Annotated in this window: 17 protein-coding genes; 10 read left to right on the top strand and 7 right to left on the bottom strand. The window is 64.5% G+C overall.

What is annotated here, in order from left to right; all coding sequences use genetic code 11:
* Positions 1-46: 46 nt before the first annotated feature.
* Complete coding sequence (locus tag CJ177_RS11905; RefSeq protein ID WP_061696792.1) at positions 47-1,456, bottom strand: SRPBCC family protein; 1,410 nt, start codon at positions 1,454-1,456, stop codon at positions 47-49.
* Positions 1,457-1,540: 84 nt separating this feature from the next.
* A complete protein-coding gene (locus tag CJ177_RS11910; RefSeq protein ID WP_095867821.1) occupies positions 1,541-1,819 on the bottom strand; it encodes a ferredoxin in 279 nt (92 codons plus the stop codon).
* 514 nt (positions 1,820-2,333) lie between these two features.
* On the opposite strand from CJ177_RS11910, the gene CJ177_RS11915 reads away from it, so the two are divergent.
* Entirely contained in the window at positions 2,334-3,863 is a 1,530-nt protein-coding gene (locus CJ177_RS11915; protein ID WP_095867822.1) for an MFS transporter, read from the top strand.
* A 76-nt stretch (positions 3,864-3,939) separates the two neighbouring features.
* Positions 3,940-4,923: an NAD(P)/FAD-dependent oxidoreductase gene (locus CJ177_RS11920; RefSeq protein ID WP_061045577.1), complete on the top strand. Its 984-nt coding sequence runs from the start codon at positions 3,940-3,942 to the stop codon at positions 4,921-4,923.
* An 87-nt stretch (positions 4,924-5,010) separates the two neighbouring features.
* Here CJ177_RS11920 and CJ177_RS11925 read toward each other — a convergent pair whose 3' ends face one another.
* Positions 5,011-6,600, bottom strand: a complete 1,590-nt coding sequence (locus CJ177_RS11925; RefSeq protein WP_231913743.1) for an FAD-dependent oxidoreductase — start codon at positions 6,598-6,600, stop codon at positions 5,011-5,013.
* A gap of 48 nt (positions 6,601-6,648) precedes the next feature.
* Complete coding sequence (locus CJ177_RS11930; RefSeq protein ID WP_231913745.1) at positions 6,649-7,224, bottom strand: VOC family protein; 576 nt, start codon at positions 7,222-7,224, stop codon at positions 6,649-6,651.
* Between the two features lie 283 nt (positions 7,225-7,507).
* Between CJ177_RS11930 and CJ177_RS11935 the strand changes: the two genes are divergently transcribed.
* A complete protein-coding gene (locus CJ177_RS11935; RefSeq protein WP_061696794.1) occupies positions 7,508-8,008 on the top strand; it encodes a hypothetical protein in 501 nt (166 codons plus the stop codon).
* Between the two features lie 80 nt (positions 8,009-8,088).
* Here the strand turns inward: CJ177_RS11935 and CJ177_RS11940 are convergent, their stop codons facing one another.
* Entirely contained in the window at positions 8,089-8,889 is an 801-nt protein-coding gene (locus CJ177_RS11940) for a FadR/GntR family transcriptional regulator (RefSeq protein WP_061045574.1), read from the bottom strand.
* A 282-nt stretch (positions 8,890-9,171) separates the two neighbouring features.
* On the opposite strand from CJ177_RS11940, the gene CJ177_RS11945 reads away from it, so the two are divergent.
* From CJ177_RS11945 to CJ177_RS11955, 3 genes are read left to right on the top strand one after another with little or no spacing between them, the layout of a single operon-like run.
* Entirely contained in the window at positions 9,172-10,167 is a 996-nt protein-coding gene (locus CJ177_RS11945) for a nitronate monooxygenase family protein (protein ID WP_061045573.1), read from the top strand.
* A gap of 10 nt (positions 10,168-10,177) precedes the next feature.
* Positions 10,178-10,963, top strand: a complete 786-nt coding sequence (locus CJ177_RS11950) for an enoyl-CoA hydratase-related protein (RefSeq protein ID WP_095867823.1) — start codon at positions 10,178-10,180, stop codon at positions 10,961-10,963.
* A gap of 24 nt (positions 10,964-10,987) precedes the next feature.
* Positions 10,988-13,321 carry an acyl-CoA dehydrogenase family protein gene (locus tag CJ177_RS11955; RefSeq protein ID WP_082764905.1) on the top strand — a complete coding sequence of 778 codons (2,334 nt, stop codon included), beginning with the start codon at positions 10,988-10,990 and terminating at the stop codon, positions 13,319-13,321.
* Positions 13,322-13,444: 123 nt separating this feature from the next.
* Here the strand turns inward: CJ177_RS11955 and CJ177_RS11960 are convergent, their stop codons facing one another.
* Complete coding sequence (locus tag CJ177_RS11960) at positions 13,445-14,287, bottom strand: acyl-CoA thioesterase II (RefSeq protein ID WP_179443211.1); 843 nt, start codon at positions 14,285-14,287, stop codon at positions 13,445-13,447.
* 183 nt (positions 14,288-14,470) lie between these two features.
* Entirely contained in the window at positions 14,471-15,229 is a 759-nt protein-coding gene (locus CJ177_RS11965) for an SDR family NAD(P)-dependent oxidoreductase (protein ID WP_061045569.1), read from the bottom strand.
* A 172-nt stretch (positions 15,230-15,401) separates the two neighbouring features.
* Between CJ177_RS11965 and CJ177_RS11970 the strand changes: the two genes are divergently transcribed.
* From CJ177_RS11970 to CJ177_RS11985, 4 genes are all read left to right on the top strand, one after another.
* A complete protein-coding gene (locus CJ177_RS11970) occupies positions 15,402-15,713 on the top strand; it encodes a hypothetical protein (protein ID WP_373560045.1) in 312 nt (103 codons plus the stop codon).
* Positions 15,714-15,748: 35 nt separating this feature from the next.
* Positions 15,749-17,254, top strand: coding sequence for a class I adenylate-forming enzyme family protein (locus CJ177_RS11975; RefSeq protein ID WP_061045568.1), 1,506 nt, complete (start codon positions 15,749-15,751; stop codon positions 17,252-17,254).
* 131 nt (positions 17,255-17,385) lie between these two features.
* Positions 17,386-18,660: a MaoC family dehydratase N-terminal domain-containing protein gene (locus CJ177_RS11980; protein ID WP_082764904.1), complete on the top strand. Its 1,275-nt coding sequence runs from the start codon at positions 17,386-17,388 to the stop codon at positions 18,658-18,660.
* A gap of 178 nt (positions 18,661-18,838) precedes the next feature.
* Positions 18,839-19,621, top strand: coding sequence for an enoyl-CoA hydratase/isomerase family protein (locus tag CJ177_RS11985; RefSeq protein WP_095867825.1), 783 nt, complete (start codon positions 18,839-18,841; stop codon positions 19,619-19,621).
* The last annotated feature ends 39 nt before the right edge of the window (positions 19,622-19,660 follow it).

Here is a 19,660-nt window from a genome sequence, read left to right on the forward strand (position 1 = left end):
GGTGCACGATGTACGCAGTTACGCAGTTGCGTATGCGAAATTCATTTCAGTCGTTAAAGATGAACCTGTCGGCGACCCGGTGGTGGTTCCAGATCGTCATTTCCTGCTCTTCGCTCAGCCGGTGGCCGTCGAAACTGGGGGAGTGCATACCGACGGTGACGTCCTTCATGTTCGCGAAGTCCTGGGAGAAGACCTGCCCCAGGTCGGCGTCGCGGTAGTCGTCGAAGTACTGCGGTTCGAACTCGCGCTTCTTGTCATAGTCGGCCACCGGAATCTGGTCGAGACTGAAGATCTCGAACAGGCACTTGTTGGGATCGTCATCGATCGGCCGCGCCCGGTACCAGAACGCCGAGCCCTGCCCCGGAAGGATGATGCTGTTCGGGAACACGTTCCAGGAGCTGCCTGCCTCGGACCACTGATCGGGGGTGATCACCGGCCAGTCGTAGCCTTCCTCGATCGACAGCTCCCGGTAGAGCTGGAGGAAGTACTTGCCCGCAGTCATCCCTTCGGGCAGCTGGGCCGTCTTCAGCGTTTCCGCGACACGCCAGCTGCGTTCGTTCTCGAGACCGCGCATATCCTCATGGAGGTACTGGATCGAGGCTGCGATGCTCAGGCGCTCGTCGGATTTGCCGTCGCCGGTCTTCTTCGACGGATCCTTACCGTCGTTCCTCGACGACGACGCCTTGGGGCCGAGTGCCGAGTAGTGGGCATGTCGCTCGTACACGGTCGTCGGGGCCCACGACCGATTGTCGAGTTCCTTCAGCGAGGCGAGCTTGTCATCGGACTTGTCGAGGCGGAAGAGCTGGGGGTGGGTTCCCGCCACGTGGTAGGCCTCGAGGAACGCGTCCATCGCCGTCTTCCAGTTGCACGGTGCGATGATGCCCTTGCCCCACCGGTACCGGAAATTCTCGAGCTGGAACGGCGCGAAGATCCTCGCCACGGGGTCGAGGTACTCGAGCAGAGGCATGGCCTCGGGATCGAGGTTGATGAAGACGAAGCCCGCCCACTGCTCGGCCCGAACGCGGACCAGGCCGAGGTCGTCATCGGAGCGGGGAACGAACTCCTCACGGTCGAGCACCAGTCGGATGGAGCCGTCCAGGTTCCAGCGCCAGCCGTGGAACGGACAGATCAGCGAGCCGACTCGTCCGCGACCCCGGGCCAGGCGGGTTCCCCGGTGGCGGCATGCGTTGTGGTACGCCCGGATCTCGGTCTTCGACTCACGCACGAGCAGGACCGAGAACTTGCCGATCTCGTATTCGACGAAGCACCCGACGTCCCGCAGCTCTTCGACGCGGCAGGCGATCTGCCATGTGTGGGTGAACATCTTGTCGAGTTCGAGCTTCAGGAACTCCTCGTCCAGGTAGCGAGCTTTCGGAATGAAAGCCCGGTCCAGGCGGTACTTCTCGGGCACCTTCTCCGGCGGAACGTCACCTTCGAACCAGATGGGCCGATTCATCCGAAGCTCATCTACGACTGTCATCGCAACCACACTTCCTGTAACTGGCGTTCAATCGTGCGTATGTGCACGTGGGCAACTTGGCTAGGCGTACGGGCCGGCGATCTCGACACCGTCGGCGATCCGGGCGACGTGGATGCAGTTCCCCGGGCATCCGTCGGCAGCATCGATGACGTCGAGGCGAAGGCTGTCCGGCACGTTTGCGGATGCCCCCTCTTCGGTCAGTAGTGGGCCTGCTGGTTCGCTCTTGACATGGGCGACCCCGGCGTCGTCGAACTCGAAGACGTCGGGGGCGTACTGGACGCACAGACCATCTCCGGTGCACAGGTTGTGTTCGATCCACACCCGGACTTCGTCACTCATGTGATATGCCTTCCTCATCCACTAACTGCTTTGGGGCCTCGTGATCGACCGGTGCCTCGACAGCGAAACGCGACCGGTGCGGCCGGCGGTGTCCGAGCGCTGTCGGCGATGCACGGACCACCGCCTGAATCACATCTGGTCTGCACAACCGGGCGAGTCGCCTGGCCGCCAGCCGTCGAACGTTGCCTCTATCAGGCTTGAAAATCACTCTCCAGCAGTGGTTTCGTATTGTCCATTTGTCATTCCATCAAATGGAATACGCGCTGCGGGTACTTCGTGACGGCGTCTTAAGCTGTGTCGGGCACCGAGCGATTCGCATGTCGGTGTCGGGTTGCCGAACCGAGTCTCGGTAGTGGACTGCCACTGGATCGTTCCCACACCGAGGCTGTCGGGCGCATCCCACGCCGATAGACCTCCCCGCGCACTACCGCTCGACGTCCCCCGTCAGAAAGCGATCTACCGGCGATCCGGCTGACACGCACGTTCACCCCCTACCTCCCACGGAGGAACACCGATGTCACTACCCACACCGACGACTGGCAGAGATCCCGATTCCGCACAGGGCTGGACCGCCACGATGATCGTCGGAATCGTTCTCATGTCGGCAGTGCTCGAAGCGCTCTCGCTGGGCAACAGCATGGTCTCGATCGGTCTGCCCAGCATCCTGAAGGAGTTTCCGACATCGCAAGGCGGTTGGCTGATGACCGTCTACTTCCTCGTCGGTGCAGTTTGTGCGCCACTCCTCGGTAAGGCCGCAGACCTCTACGGCAAGCGGCGGGTGCTGCTGATCACCATGACGGTGGCCGGAGTGGGAGCCCTGATCTGCGCCGTGGCTCCGAGCTTCACGGTCCTGCTGATCGGGCGAATCCTCCAGGGCCCCATTCTCGCAACGCTGTCGTTGATCCCGTCCTACATCCGCGATATCTACCCGCCCAAGCAGGCCGCGTTCGCAGCGAGTATCACCGTCACCGGAATGGGAGCATTCACGATCGCAGCACCCACGGTCATCGGATGGCTGTTGGAGAACCACGGCTTCCGCGGAATGTTCCTGTTCGACGCGGTATGGACCCTCGGCCTGTGCATCGGGATCTGGGCGATCCTGCCCGAATCGACGAATCGTCGTGAGGCAAAGCCGGACTTCTTCGGTGGCCTCATCCTGACCGGTGCCGTTGTTCCCGTGCTGCTCTACGTCAGCATGGGCCGAACCTGGGGTTGGCTAGAAGCCTCGCCGCTGCTGCTCATCGGCATCGTTCTCGGTGGGTTGTTCGTGTGGCGCACGCGCAACGTCGACGAGCCCATCATCAATCTCGCGCTCTTCCGGCGTAAGCCCCTGGTGTTCGTGGCGTTCGCCGGCGCGGTTGCCTACTCGGTGTCGGCCGCGACCTACCAGTTGGTCCCGCTGCTCGCGATGACCTCGCGGGACAACGGCGTCACGTACGGTCTCGGATTGAACCCCCTGGAATTCTCCAGCATCGCCACTCCCAAACAACTGGCGACTGTCTTCGGTGGCGCTGTGATCGGCATACTCCTTGCGCGTGGACGAAACCCTCGCGCATTCCTGACCCTGGGCATCGCTGTCTTCGCGGCATCATTGGTGTCGTTCGCGCTGGCGCACGATACTTTCGCCACCGTGATGATCGGCAGCCTCCTCCTCGGACTTGCCGGTGGTGTATCCACCGCTGCGGTTCCGAACCTGGTGATGCGTGCGACGCCCGCCGGCGACCAGGGGTCGACGGCCGGCACAGTGCAGTTGTGCACCACGGGTGCATCGTCGATTCTCCCCGTCGTCATGTTCGCCGTCCTGGCTCCGTATATGGTGTCTGCACCGGAAGGTGGTGTGTTTTACCAAGATCGGGGCATCACCACGTGGCTGTGGATCTCGGCCGCGATCTGCATCGTTGCGCTTCTCGTCGGTTTCACGGTACTTCGCGAGCGGAGTGGAGAGGCCATCGAGGAGTTCTCGGTCAACACCGCGGAACCTGCCTCGGGCACTGCTGACGGAGTGTCGCCGCGTACTGGCGATCTGGAGCGCAACAAGCTCTGACTTTCCATATCCGGGCCTGCCGGCCGGTCAGGCCGGCAGACCCGGTCATCATTGCCATACCTCAGGAGGACGGCCCATGGCCGAGACCGTTACCACAGACATCCTCATCGTCGGCGCAGGTCCTGTCGGACTGTTCGGCGCGTACACGGCGGGCTTCCGCGGACTGTCCACAGTGCTCGTCGATGCCCTTCCCCAGTGCGGTGGACAGATCACCGCGCTGTACCCAGAGAAGGAGATCCGCGATATCGCTGCCGTCCCGGGGGCACTCGGGCGGGAGGTCGTCGCTGCGCTCAAGGCGCAGGCAGACGCGTTCGAACCGGTCTATCTCCTGGGTCGTGAAGCGGTCGCTCTCACCTACTCCCCGGACGGCCGACCGGTTGTCACGCTGTCCGACGGTACCGTCATCGATGCCGGAGCGGTGATCGTCACCGCGGGTATCGGGACCTTCACTCCGCGGACGCTCCCGGCCGGCGAGGAGTTTCTCGAGCGTGGCCTGAGCTACTTCGTGCCGGACCCGCAGGAACACGCCGGCCGTGACGTACTCGTCGTCGGAGGCGGGGACAGTGCAGTGGACTGGGCACTTGCACTGCGGAAGATCGCCCGCTCGGTGACGCTGGTCCATCGCCGCAGCGCGTTCCGGGCCCATGCGGCGAGCGTCCGGGAACTGAACGACAGTGGTGTCGAGATCATCACCGATGCGCAGGTGGAGTCGCTCCACGGGAACGGCACCGTGCAGCGGGCCCACGTTCGCATCGACGGTCAGAACGACCCTCGGGTTCTGCCCGTCGATGCGGTGGTCGCCGCGCTCGGCTTCATCAGCAATCTCGGACCGCTGACGGAATGGGGCATGGATCTGGATCGTCGCACAATCGTCGTCGACAGTCGTATGCAGACGACGGCGGCACGTGTCTATGCCGCCGGCGACATCACCTCCTACACCGGGAAGGTCCGGCTCATGTCGGTCGGGTTCGGTGAGGTGGCCACCGCAGTCAACAATGCGGCCGTTGCCTTGGATCCCGCACTCTCGCTCTTCCCCGGGCACTCGACAGACGCAGCCTGAGCCCGACTCGGGCGGGAACGATCGGAAACCGGAGGGCCCCCGAGGATTACAACCTCGGGGGCCCTCAGTTCTCGGGTAGGTCGCCGATCAGCCGTTCGAGTCAGCCATGTCCAGTGCGGCCAGGTAGGAGAAGACCATGGACGATCCGACAGGACCGCCCGCGCCGGGGTAGATCCGCCCGGTCATCGGAGCCATGGTGTTACCCGATGCGTAGAGGCCGGTGATGACGGAGCCGTCCTCCCGCAGAACCCGGGAATTCTCGTCGGTCTTCAGCCCACCCTTCGTCCCGAGGTCCGACAACACGATCTGCGCGGCGTAGAACGGCGGCTTGCCGATCAAACCCAGGCACGGATTCGGTCCGTCGTCATGGCTGCCGCACGTATTGACGATGTTTCGGTCCCACGGTGCGTCGCCTCGACCGAATGCTTCGTCCTTCCCGCTCAGTGCGTACTCATTGAACTGCGCGACGCTCTTCGTCAACGTTTCGGCTGGGACACCGATCAGTTCCGCAAGTTCCTCGAGGGTGTCGGCCTTCTGGAGGACTCCGGCCGCCAAGAACTTGTCGATGTCGAACCAGTCCGTGGACTGCGGCGCCACCGGCGGTGAGGAGAATGCGCGCTCGTTGTCGAACTGGCGTTGATCGAACACCCAGTGGACCGGGATGTGCGACACATCCGAATTTCGCTGTGCACGAAGAATTTCGTGGCCGGCCCTGTCGTACGGGAGTCGTTCGTTCATGAAGCGCTCACCGGCGTCGTTGACCCAGATTCCACTCCACACAGAGGTGTAGAACACCGGACGTTCGTTGGGAACCACGAGCCCGGGAGCGAACCATGCTTCTTCGAGGAGATCTGTTGCGGCACCGATCTCCATTCCGGCGACGAGGGCATCGCCGGTGTTACCGGGCGCTCCCTGGGACCATTCGCCCGTCACCTCCGGTTGGTACTTCTGGCGGAACTCGCCGTTGCGCTCGTAGCCGCCGGCCGCGAGGATGACACCGCGCCGGGCGCGCAGCGTGATCGATTCTCCGTCGGAGGTTGCCTCGACGCCGACGACCCGACCATCTTCGACGACGAGCCGCTTCAACGGCGTGTTCGTCCGGATCGCCCCGTTTCCGGTTTCCGTGAACGCGAGAAGCAGGCGAGCGATCAGTGCCTGCCCACCGGTCATCACGTCCCCGGGGTGGGCGCCGGAGCGTTCGGCCCACTGAGGCCGACGCACCAACGGCTCGAGATCTCCCAGGGCCGAACGGTCGAGGGGTTCCGGGAAGATCGTGCGGCCCCCGGCCAGGCTTCCCGGCGCCTTCTCGAAATAGTCGGGTACGCCCAGCCAGTAGAACTGTCCCAGCCACGAATTGCTCTCGAGTTCGTCGATCATGGGTGCACCGGCCCGCAGGAACGCTTCCCGCAGAGCTGACGGTGCGTCCTCACCGACGATGGCATCGAGATAGGGGCGCGCCTGGTCCGGTCCTGAATCCAGCCCGGCGCGACGCTCGGCAGCGTTGCCCGGCAGCCACAATCCCGATCCCGAGTAGGCGGTGGTGCCACCGATGAACTCGGTCTTCTCGATGACGAGTGTCCGGAGCCCACGTGAAGCTGCGGCAAGCGCACCAACCAATCCAGCACCCGAACCGACGACGATGACGTCGTAGACGTCGTCAGCCTCATTCTTCTGCAATTTCATTCCTTTCCTGCGTCGCGGGAAGCCCCGAGACCGACCTGACGATCAGTTGACAGAGTTGGAAGCCATTTCCAGTTTCGCGAACATGTTCGCGCTCGCCTCGTCGAGTTCCATTACCTCGATGAAGTGTCCGAGTTCCGCAGTCAGGTCGAGGTATCCGAACCGGATACCACCACTGACTCCGTACTGCGCCCACGTTCGACCACTTCTCGCCACCATTGCGGATGCCTCGTCGAAGTCGTCGACACGAAACCCTGCATGGTGGAAGGTCGCCGGAGTGTCGGCGCGGAGCTTGCCTCGGTAGAGGTCCACCGCACCGCCCACCGGCCGGATGATCTCGATGTTGGTCGCGCCGGCATTGACCAGAGCAACATCGATCACCCATTCTTCGGCGACTGCACCGTCGACGACGACGAACGATCCCTCGAGTGCGCGCGGATCCGTGGCCGGAGGACTACCATGTGCCGCCCCGTCGAGTGTCCGCCCCAATGACGATCGATAGCTCTTGACGCACTCGACGGTCCCCAGGCTTGTCTCCAGGAACGCTGCCGCAACATCGATATCCTCGGTCACGTATCCCAGCTGCATGCAGTTGCGCATCAGATCGCTCAACGACTTCACAATGAATCCTCGCCCTCGGCATTAATGTTCGCGATGGACTCGTCCGAGAGCGCGCTCGGAACGCCAAGTCCACACCGTGTCCACTGTCGTCCTGTCGGGTCACCCCGGTCCACCGCTCATGCCATCTGGCGGAATAGGATTCGAATCATCGATATTTTCGGATGGAGATCGGCATGCGTGGCGAGGTATCCGAGCTCCGAATGTTGACTGGTGTGCGTGATGGCTCCACCATGGGGGGGTGAACACCTTGAATGTCGCATCGAGCAGGACTCCGGATGCGGGAGTGGCCACTGTCCCCTCCGGCGTTGCGCTCTCCGACGCTGCCGAGCGGTCGTCGCGAGATGCGTACTCTCGATCGGATTCCGAGCGTATCGATCACATCTTGATCACCATGCGGCGAGCCCTCCGGCAGGTGGAAGCCATCGGCTCCGTCGATGTGGAGCTCCTGGAGCGGAACTCGACCGCCGGCCTGGTGATCGAACGCGTTCTCGCGAACTTGACGGACATGGCATTCGACATCAACTGCCACGTTTCCCGGGCGAGCTCAGGGCGTACGCCGCAGACCTTCTCCGAGTCGTGCGAAGGTGCCATCAGGTCCGGGCTGATCGACAGGGAGCTCGCTTCGGAGCTCATGCCTGCCGACGGACCCCATCACGTCGTGATGCAGTTGTGTCTCGACACCGAGCCCGAACAGGTTGAGGCGGTCGTCGCCAGGGCGCTGTCCGCCTTCCAGGAGTTCGAGCAGCGAGCCACCGAGTGGGCCGGCCGAGGTGACGTCGTCTGACGTCACGTCGGCTGGGTCGGGCACCTGCTGCGCGTGAAGGGCACGGCGGCTGGTGTGTGGTCGGGGGCCCGGCGCGGGTGTCAGTCGAGGATGTCTCGGACCTGCGTCGTTTCATTGCCGGCCAGCGTCATGGTCCGCGCCACCTTCATGTGCTTGTTCCAGTGGGCGAAGGCACCGTCTCCGTCGCGGTCGCGGAGTAGCTTGATCAGCCGTCGCAGGGAACGTACGAACAGCCTGTAGCGCTCGTGGGCGGCCTCGGCATCGACGATGGCGCGTTCACGGGCCACGTTGGTGGTGTGTCTCTCGAAGATTTCGTGGAGCATGCCGGCGATCAGGGCAAGCGTTGCGTTGCCGGACAGTTGAACCATCCGGAGGTGAAACCTTGCAGCGGCGGGGCCGAAGTCGCCCGCCGCAAAGGCGGCGGGGACCTCCTCGTCGAGCAGCCTCTCCAGTTCGTCGAAGTCGTCTTCGGTGCCGGATTCCGCCAGGATGCGAGCAGCGGCCGGTTCGATGGCCTCTCGGGCGACGAAGACGTCGGCAACGGTGGCGCCGGACAGTTCCAGTAGGAGCGACGCGGGCCGTGCGACCACCTCTGGACCGGGTACACACACGCGGGCGCCGGAGCGTGACCCGCGGCGGACCTCGACGAGGCGTTCGGCCTCGAGTACTCGAACCGCCTCACGCAGCGTCGGTCGGCTCACCGCGAAATGCTCCATCAATTCGGCCTCGTGCGGGAGGTGATCGCCGTCCTTCAGTTCGCCGTCGACGATCATTCGGCGGAGCTTGAGAGCAACCAACTCGGCAGTCTTCGGAGTGCGAATGGCACGCGTCGAGAGTGCGCGCTGCTCGAAGACTGGCGAAACGGTGGCGTCATCGGTCATGGGTGCGTACACCTTCGCTTTCAAGGGTGACTATGAGTACTCAGTAAAGCACCCAGTGTACCGGTCGTGCTGTATGCCGTGCTGACCTGCAAGGTTTCCTCGGACCTGGCCGGGGGGTTCCCGCTTTCGTAGCGATAAACGGGTCCCTGTCATCGGATGATGTCCGATCACGATCTTGCAGCCGCTCACATAGTCAACTATGTTAGCTTTGTATTAGTCGACGGTGTGGTGGATCACCGTGGTACCTGCCGCCGGATCTCCGGCACGCGCCTAGGAGCAGCAATGTTGAAGACACGGTTCACCGAGGAATTCGGGGTCGAGCACCCGATCGTGCAGGGCGGCATGATGTGGGTCGGACGCGCGGAACTCGCCGCAGCAGTGTCGAACGCCGGTGGTCTCGGTGTCATCACCGCACTGACTCAACCGACCCCGGATGCTCTCGCGCAGGAGATCGAGCGCTGTAAGGCGATGACAGACAAGCCGTTCGGGGTGAACCTGACTCTGACGCTGTCCATCAACCCGCCGCCGTACGCGGAGTTCCGCCAGGTGATCATCGAGTCCGGCGTCAAGATCGTCGAGACCGCGGGTTCGGATCCGACCGTGCATGTCGAGCACCTGAAGGAACACGGCATCAAAGTCATTCACAAGTGCACGAGCGTCCGCCACGCGCTCAAGGCGGAGCGGATCGGTGTGGACGCCGTGAGTATCGACGGTTTCGAGTGCGCCGGACACCCCGGCGAGGACGATGTGCCAGGACTCGTCCTCATCCCGGCGGCGGCGGACGCGCTGACAATCCCGTTCATCGCCTCCGGTGGGTTCGCCGACGGCCGCGGTCTCGCCGCTGCTCTCGCGCTCGGTGCCGACGGCATCAACATGGGCACCAGGTTCATGTGCACGCAGGAGAGCCCCATTCACGAGAACATCAAGAATCAGATCGTCGGGGCTTCCGAGCTCGACACTCAACTGATCTTCCGTCAGCTCCGCAACACGATGCGTGCCTCCCGCAACTCGGTCAGCGAAGAGGTTGTCGACATCCTGAACAAGGGTGGACGCTTCAAGGAAGTCAAGGATCTCGTCGCGGGTACCCGAGGCCGCAAGGTCTACGAGGAGGGTGACCCGGAGTTCGGTATCTGGACGGTCGGTGTCGTCCAGGGCCTGATCAGGGACATCCCGGCCGCGGGTGAGGTGGTTCGGCGTACCGCCGCCGACGCAGAGACGCGTCTTCTCGGCCTCTCGCGTGACGTGGTTCTCGTTCCCGCGGCCTCCGCCGCGGTCTGAGGGGGTCACGATGAGCGAAGTGGTTGTCGAAGCCACTACCGAAGATCCGCACAAGCCGCCGCTGCTCGTCGAACGTGACGGGTTCGTCACGGTTCTCACGCTTAACCGGCCCGATCGGCGCAACGCCATCAATCGGGCGATGCGCAAGGCGATCAAGAAGGAACTGTGGCGGGCGGATACCGATGACGAGGTCCGCGTCGTCGTCATCACCGGCGCCGGAACATCTTTCTCCGCGGGAGTCGACCTCCCCGAGGCGCTCTCGGGTCCGTCGCCACGAACCGAGGGGCCGACGCCCACCCAGGTGCTGCGTGGCATCTCGAAGCCGGTGATCGCCGCGGTAAACGGCCCCTGCTACACCGGTGGCTACGAGTTCGCGGTGAACTGCTCGTTCATCGTCGCCTCGGACCGCGCCGAATTCGCTGACACCCATGCACAGATCGGGCTGCTCAACGGTTGGGGTGGAAGTGCGATGCTGCCGCGTATGGTCGGGCTGCCGGCTGCGATCCAGTTCGTCCTCAGCGGCGAGCCGATCGACGGTGCGGCCGCCGCCCGAATCGGCCTCGCAAACGAAGTGGTCGCGCACGAATCGCTCATGGTGCGCACGCTCGAGATCGCGCACCGCATCGCCGACGGGCACCCCGCGGCGATCCAGCGAATGCTGCGACTGCTCAAGGAAGGCGCGGGTGTTTCCCTCTCGCACGCATTGAGTCTCGAGGCGGAGGCCGCGGTGACGTTCCGATCGAACGGCAGAGACGTGAGTACGCGCTTCGACAGTCGGCGCGGTCAGAAAATCTGACACAAAGAAACTTTCATTCCCGGTATGCAGTTCCGTACCGAACGAACAAGGGGAGGTGGCGCGGTGGAAGAGACGTCCACGGCGGTGCTCGACGCTCACACCGGTGACTGGCGGTCCCGGCTGTCCGTTCTGCTCGACGAGTATCGCAAACGCCCACGACCGGCCACGTCACGCGATCGCTTCGACGCGTCGACAGCGTGGCAGTCCGAGCTTGTCGACGCCGGCTTGGCGGCCCCGGGCTGGCCCGTCGAGGTCGGTGGAATGGAACTCTCGCTCGACGATCAGCTCGACTACTACCGCATGGTCTCCGCTGCCGGCGCACCGAAACACCCGTGTGCGATGTCCTTCATCGTGGCTCCTACGATCATCGTCCACGGCTCGCAGGAGCAGAAGAATCGGTTCCTCGAGCCGCTGCTGCGCGCCGACGAGTTCTGGTGCCAGGGATTCTCCGAGCCAGGGGCCGGTAGTGATCTGGCGTCACTGTCGACCCGGGCCGTTCGTGACGGCGATGTCTACCGTGTGACGGGCCAGAAGATCTGGACGACGAAGGCTGATAGGGCCGACTGGATCTTTGCACTGGTGCGGACCGGTCCTGCCGGTCGCGGGACGTCGGGTATCACGTACCTGCTGATCCCGATGGACTCGCCGGGCATCGAGATTCGCCCGCTTCGCGATTCGGCCGGCGGCCACCACTTTGCCGAGGTCTTCTTCGACGATGTCGAGGTCCCGGTCGCCAATCGGCTCGGCGAGGAGGGGCAGGGCTGGTCCATCATGCGAACCTCCCTCGGTCACGAACGTGCCACCGCGTTCCTCGCCGACGAGTTCCGCTACCGCGGCACCGTCGACAAGGTTGTTCGACTGGCCGTCGATCGGGGATACGCAGCCGATCCCGTGATCCGCCAGGAAATTGCCCGGATGGAGACGTCCGTACGGAGCATCGCGGCGAACAGCGCGCGAGCACTCGAGGCCGTCCTCCGGGGTGAGGACCCAGGGGGTGTCGCTTCCGTCAACCGATTGGTCAAGTCGGAGTTCGAACAGCATCTGCACAGGCTCGCCCTGCGGCTGACGGGCAGTGCCGCTGTACTGGGTGCGCAGTCCGAGGGCGCCGCCGAGAAAGGCCGCTGGACTTATGGCTACCTGATGTCGCGGGCCACCACCATCGGCGCGGGCACCGCTGAGATCCAGCGGAACACGATCGCGGAGGGGGTATTGGGGCTGCCGTCGCACCGTGGAGAGGGCCGGCGCGCCCCGGCCGTCACACCGGGTCGGCCACTCGCGGCGCCGGAGGGGGACGAAGCAGCGCTTCGGGAGGTTCTCGGCTCGGCGATCTCCTCGTACGTCGAGACCGAAAACCTCCTCGCCCGGGAGACCTCGCCGGGTGACTACGACATCGGGCTCTGGGACGAGTTGGTCAAGTTCGGACTGCCGGGTTTGGCCGCTCCGGAGCGACTCGGCGGCGGCGGCGCACCCTTGCGGCTGCTCTGCGCGGCCGTCGAGGAGGCCGGATACCGCCTTGCTCCGGTGCCGCTGGTGCCGACCGCAATCGCATTGGAAGTTCTCCTTGCGGCTGGTGCAGACAGGGCGGCCGAAGCCGTGATCAAGGGAGCCACCGCCGCGTTCGTCGCACCCGTCGACGACGGCGGCTGGGTCTGCGACACAGACTTGCCGGTGTGCGGCACGGGCCGGTTGACGGGTGTCGTCGAGCGAGTGGCTGGTGCCCCAGTCGCCGACATCTTGGTCGTGCTCGCCACCGATGTCGCCACCGGTGAACTTCTGCTGGCGACCGTGGAGCCGGGTGCGGCCTCGATCACCGTCCAGAACTCGATCGACATCACCGCGACGGTCGGTACCGTCGGCTTGGACGCGACACCGGCAACGGTGGTGGCCGCGGGAGCGCTCGTCGCAGATGCACTCGCTGCGGCTCATCGGGTGGCGCAGTTGCTTGTCGCGGCCGACTCGGTCGGCGTTGCCAACCGCGCGCTTGCCCTCGCCGTCGAATGGGCCGGGCAGCGTGAACAATTCGGGCAGGCCATCGGGTCGTTCCAGGCGATCTCGCACAAGTGTGCCAACCTACTGGTCGGTGCGGAGGGCGCACGGGGGCAGGTCCTCGCAGCAGCGGATCGGGACGGCGTGGACTCGGATGCGGTCCTGTCCGCGGAACTCGCATCGGCCGAGGCACTGAGCGCTGCGGTGTGGTCGAGCGAAGAGTGCATCCAGATTCACGGCGGCATCGGCTTCACCTGGGAGCACACCGCACATCTGTTGTTGCGCAGGGCGATCGCGAACGAAGCCTGGCTCAGTCGACCCGAGGTGATGCGCGACCGGGCGGTCACGAAGTTGCTCGACCGCGTCAGATGACCGGAGGGCAGGTGTGACGACGGTGTCGCCGATGGCAGCGTGAACGACCCTGGACGGGGTCTGGCTGCGCCGCTCGCCGAGCGTCTGAGGCGTGGTCTGCGCGATCTGGCGGCCGATGTTTCATCAGCGGAACCGCAGCAGTCCTTCCTGCATCGTGCTCGCCAGCAGCATGCCGTCCCGGTTGTAGAGACGTCCCCTGCTTATCCCACGGCCGCCACCCATCCAGTACCCGTGCTGCTCGTACAGATGCCATTCGTCCGCGCGAAACGGTGTGTGCAGCCAGACGGTGTGATCCAGGCTTGCCAGCTTCAGCCCGGGGGTGTCTATGTGCCGGGCATGCGGAGGTAGGGCTGCCGAAAGTAGGAACAGGTCCGAGCAGTACGCGAATCCCGCCGCCTGAACCAGAGGCTCGTCGTCGAGAACTCCCGGGGTCCGGACCCAGGCGCGCTGCCGGGGTGGTAGCTGCTCTCCGCGCCGGTTCGCCACGCGTGGATACTCGCCAGGGAATCGGAACTCGACTCCGACGTTGACGAGCAGTCGGCGCAGCCACTCCGCATCGCCCAGATCGGAGGCGCTCAGGCTGTGCTCGAAGCGGGGGAGATCCTCCGGGGTCGGGCTAGGTGTCGTGGTCGTGTCCTGATGGGTGAGGCCCTGCTCGTCACGATGGAACGACGCGGTCGCCAACAGGATGGTTCGATCGTTCTGAACCGCTCGTACGAGACGAGTGGTGAAGCTGCCGCCGTCCCGGACGCGTTCGACTCGGTAGTCGACCGGGAGGTCTGAGCGACCCGGATGAATGAAGTGTCCGTGGAGCGAATGGGGGTGATGGTCGCCGTCGACGGTCCGACCGGCCGCCACGAGTGCCTGGCCTAATGTCTGGCCCCCGTAGATGCGGCGGGCGGGGGTATGCGATTCACCGCGGAACAGGTCCCTGTCGAGCTGCGCGAGCGTGAGAATCTCGCCCACAGGAGGGCGCCTGAGTGATGTAAAGGACTCGGCCCCGTGTGGAAGCGGCATGGCAATTCCTCATACTTTTTCACAGATTCGGCGCCATGGCCGAATCTGAGGCCGGGGCGGGCCGGGCGACGCCGTGGCCGATTGTCGATGCGAGCCGAATCGGCCACGGCAAAAGACGCTTTGGCGGGTTGATCAGCGGGGTGCGAATCGCTGCCCGGCGTCCAGGCGCAGGGCCTGCCCGTTGAGCATCGGGTTGTCGACGATGGCGAGTGCGAGCTTCGCGAACTCCTCGGGTCGGCCCATGCGCTTGGGGAAGGCCGCATCCTCGACGAGCGGAGCGACCTGCTCGGCAGTGAACTTGGCCGTGGCGCCGGTCGCGAACAGGCTCGGGGCGATGGCAAGGACGCGGATGCCCTGCGGGCCGAGGTCGCGGGCCATGACCAGTGCCATCGCGGCAATGCCCGCCTTCGCGGCGCTGTATGCGACCTGGCCGATCTGGCCCTCGTAGGCTGCGATCGAGGAGGTGTTGACGATCACGCCGCGCTCGTCGTCCTCGGGCTCGTTGTGCGACATGTGGAAGGCCTGGAGCCGATTCAGATTGAACGTCGAGACAAGGTTGAGGTCGATGACCTTCTGGAAGCTCTCGAGGTCGTGGGGGCCGTTCCGTCCGAGGGTCTTCTTCACGGTCCCGCCGCCGGCGGTGTTCACCGCGATGTGCAGGGCGCCGAGATCGGCGACGGCGGCGGCCAGCGTCTGTTCCGCGCCCTCGTGATCGGTGATGTCGATCGGGTGGAAGATCGCGCCGATCTCGGTCGCGACGTCCTTTCCGGCGCTGCCTTCACGGTCGAGGATCGCGACCTGGGCGCCTCCTGCTGCGAGGGCCTCCGCGGTCGCCCGCCCCATGCCCGACGCGCCACCGACGACGACGGCCTTCTTGCCGATGATGTTCATTTCAACGATGTCCTTACGGTGAGGAGGTTCCACGGAATCGATCTAAGGGCACTTATAGTACTATCTAAACTATGTGACGCGCGCTACCCTACTGAAGTAGTCGGCGCTACACCCAGGGCATCGACACGACCGTCTCCACGGTCGTACAGCTCACCCCGTGAATGGAGGAATCGTGATTCTCAAGGTCGGTCAGTCGTTGGCCAGCGCAGTCGACACCACCACCCTGGTCGTGCTCCGTCCCGCCGAGGGGGACGTGACGCTGACGTGTGGTGGCGTCCCGATGTCGGAGGGAAAGACCCCGACCGGGGACGGAACGTCGATCGATGCTGCGCACATCGGTGGTGCGGTGATGGGAAAGCGCTACGTCGACGAGGCGTCGGGGCTCGAGGTGCTCTGCACCAAGGCCGGACAGGGTCAGCTCGCGTTGGGCGGCGGCAGCGTACTCGCCATCAAGGGGGCCACGCCGCTGCCCTCCTCGGACTGAGGTTGCGGGCCCCCGAACGACGAGTGGAGTGACGGATGAATATTTCCATGTTGCTGGACATGGCGGTCGACGGTTTCGGCGACCGGGTCGTGATCGGCAGCCGTGATGCGGGCATCACGGCATCACGACTGAGAGAACTTGCGATTGCGGGTGCGGACGCCATCCGCGACTCCGGCGCCGATGCAATCGTCTATCTGGCGGTGAATGGTCCCGCTTTTCCGGTGGCGATGTTCGCGGCCGCCCGCGCCGGTGTGCCGTTGGTCCCCGTGAACTATCGCCTGGGGCGTGAGCAGCTCGACGCGCTCTTGGCCAATCATCCCCGGGCTTTGGGGATTGCAGACCCGAATCAGGCGGAGGTGCTCGAGCGCGCGGGTCTGAACGTGCGCACTCCTGCGCGGTGGCTGCAGCAACTGTCCGCATCCGACGTGACCGAGGCCGGCGAGGACGAGGTTCTCGACGCGGAGGGTGCTGCGGTGGTCATCTACACGTCGGGCACGACCTCGGCGCCCAAGGGAGTTCTCCTGCGGCACGAGAATCTCTCGTCGTATGTGATCGGCTCCGTCGAGTTCGCGAACGCCGATGATGCGGACGCCGCTCTGGTAAGCGTGCCGCCGTATCACATTGCAGCGGTCGCGAACGTGATCACTAATCTCTACGCCGGCCGCCGCACGATGGTTCTCGAGCAGTTTACACCCGAGCAGTGGTTGGACACGGTCCGGCAGGAGGGCGTCACGAACGCTCTGGTCGTACCGACGATGCTCGCGCGAATCGTCGACTCCGATTCGGACAAGACGGTTCCGGCGTTGCGTGGCCTCGCCTATGGGGGAGCGCCCATGCCCACACGAGTCATCGAGCGGGCGCTGGAACTGTGGCCCGAGGTCGGATTCGTCAACGCCTACGGTCTGACCGAGACCAGTTCGACCATTGCGGTTCTCGGTCCGGAAGAGCACCGGGCCGCGATCGGATCGGGTGACGCGCCCGTGCGTGCGCGTCTCGGTTCGGTCGGACTTCCCGTCCCGGGCGTGCAGATCGAGATTCGTGACGAGAACGACGCGGTTCTCGGCCCGGGTGAGGTGGGCCGAATCTGTGTCGCCGGCGATCAGGTCTCGGCCGAGTACGCCGGTGTCGGGCGCATGGTCGACGAGCGCGGCTTCTTCGATACTCGTGACAAGGGCTTCGTCGATGACGACGGCTACCTCTTCGTCGGCGGGCGGGTGGACGACACGATCATTCGTGGTGCGGAGAACATTGCGCCCGCGGAGATCGAGGACGTGATGCTTCGCCACCCCGCGGTGCTGGACGTTGCTGTCGTCGGACTGCCCGACGAGGAGTGGGGCCAGCGGATCGAGGCGGCGGTCGTGCTGCGTCCCGGCGAGAGCGTCGACGGGGAGGAGTTGCGGTCCTTCGTTCGGAACACGTTGCGTAGCAGTAAGACTCCCGAGCGAATCGCGTACTGGGATGATCTGCCCCGCACGGAGACCGGCAAGCTCGTGCGGCGCCATGTCGTCGATCGCCTCACTGAACGGGCTGCGACGGCCTGACCCGGCCAAACCTCGGCTTTACATATATAACTAAGTTCACTTACTGTGGTAGCGGGGTATCGGTCTCACCGGCCCCGCGGCCGGTTCACTGGCGCTGACGCGGTTCGCGCCCATCGATCACGGAGGTACCCATGACCACGGCGGAGAAGGCCGAAGCCGAGATCTACGAGTTTCTCGACACCGACATCCAGCGAGCCAGGGATCTCGTCGGCATCTATCACGCGGTCACCCAGCGTGAGCAGTTCAGCCGGGCCACCCCGGACGTCATTCGCAACTTCGCGCGCTCTTACGGTGACGACAACCCGCTGTTCGTCGACGAGGAGTACGGCCGCGACACTCGCTGGGGTGGTCAGATTGCGCCGCCGATGATCAACATCGCCCTCCGGCAGGAGTTGCTTGCAGACTCGGTCCCACGCGATCAGCGCAGGCCGGCCTTCCGCGGCATCCACGTATTCGTCTCCGGCAGCACCACCGACTGGTACCGCCCGGTGTACGACGGTGACACGATCTACTCCTTCCACGGTTTCGAGAAAGTCGAACTGAAGGAGTCCGAGTTCGCGGGCCGATCGTTGCTCGTCACTCGCATACACGTCCAGTTCAACCAGCGTGCCGAGGTCGTGCAGGCGCAACGTGTGCTCACGATTCACACCGAACGGCACGAGTCGAAGAAGCGGAAGAAGTACGACGCGATCGAGGCGGCGACGTACACACCCGAGGACATCGCGGCGATCGACGAGCTCTACGCGGCGGAGAAGCCGCGCGGAGCGGAGACTCGCTACTGGGAAGACATCCAGGTCGGCGATTCTCTCGGCGACATGGTCAAGGGGCCGTTGACCGCGACGGACATGATGGTGTTCCATTCCGGCGGTTACGGATTCGCTCCGTACACGCCGTCCGCGGGGCGCCTGGCCCACAAGAACCGCAAGCGTATCGGTCCGTTCTACATTCCCAACGAGCAGGGCATTCCGGACGTCGCGCAGCGGATCCACTGGGACAGTGAGTACGCGCGTTCGATCGGCCTTCCTGCAGCGTACGACTACGGCATGATGCGTGACTGCTGGTTGTCGCACTACCTCACCGACTGGATCGGCGACGCGGGCTGGATCGAGTCGATGTCCAGCCAGATGCGAAAGTTCAACTACCTCGGCGACACTCACTACTTCACCGGTCATGTTGTCGGCAAGCGAACCGAGGGTGACCGGCACCTCGTCGACCTCGAGTTCCGCGGTACCAGTCAGCGTGGTGAGGTGACCTGCCCGGCTACCGCGACGGTGTCGTTGCCGAGTCGTGCATCCGATCTCGCGATTCTTCCCACGGCTCCCCGGGAATGGGAGCGGATCGCCGCGCAGATGCTCAAGCGGCACGGCGAGTTGCGTGCGGAGAAGCGCCGTTCCGATCAGACGTGACCGGTCGATCTATCGGACCCTCGAACTCAGGTCTGCTTGGGGCGTGCGTGCGAACCGCCCCAGGCAGACCTGCTCCAGCGCCGGGCAATCCGGCGATGGCGATCCGCAGTCCGATCGATCGACGAACCTGCCCATAACATAGTAGGTATGGGTGTGCCCGTACTCTCCAGGAGGAACTGTGGACCTGAGCAGCTTGACCACGGTGATCGCAGAGCTTGAAGACCACGTTCTGACCATCACGCTGAATCGTCCGGACCGGTTGAACTCGTTCACCAACGAGATGCGGAGTGAATTCCGGGCTCTGTGGGACTACGCGGCCGAAACCGACGACGTGCACGTCATCGTGCTGCGGGCCAGCGGCGAGCGCGCCTTCAGCACCGGCATGGACGTCAAGGAGGGTACGTACGTCTCCGAGAACGTGTTCAGCCGCCGCGATCCCGGGGCGGAACTGTCACCCAAGCAGAACGGCTGTTGGAAGCCCCTGGTCTGTGCGGTGCACGGGATGGTGGCCGGCGGTGCACTGTACTGGATCAACGAGGCGGATATCATCGTGGCGAGCGAAGATGCTCAATTCTTCGACCCGCATGTCTCCTACGGATTGGTTGCCGCTCTCGAGCCGATCGGGCTCGCGCACCGCATCCCGATCGGAGAAGTGTTGCGGATGGTCCTCCTCGGCCTCGACGAACGGATGTCCGCCCAACGTGCATACGAGATCGGACTGGTCAGCGAGATCGTGACCCGGGATCGGCTGTGGGGCCGGGCGCAGGACCTTGCCGCACGCATCGCGTCCAAGCCTGCGGCCGCGATCCAGGGTAGCGTCCGTGCAATCTGGGAGTCGAAGGATTCGACGCGCTCACAGGCGCTGGCGACGGGGATGTCCTACACGTCGCTGGGCAATCCGATCGGTAAGGCGCAAATCGTCCGATCCGAGGTTCCCACTCGGAAGTACGAGGTCCGATGACCACCTGCGCTGCCTCGTCGATCCGCCGCGGTGCGATGG

Source organism: Rhodococcus sp. ACPA1, from assembly GCF_002300195.1.
Taxonomy (GTDB): Bacteria; Actinomycetota; Actinomycetes; order Mycobacteriales; family Mycobacteriaceae; genus Rhodococcus_F; species Rhodococcus_F opacus.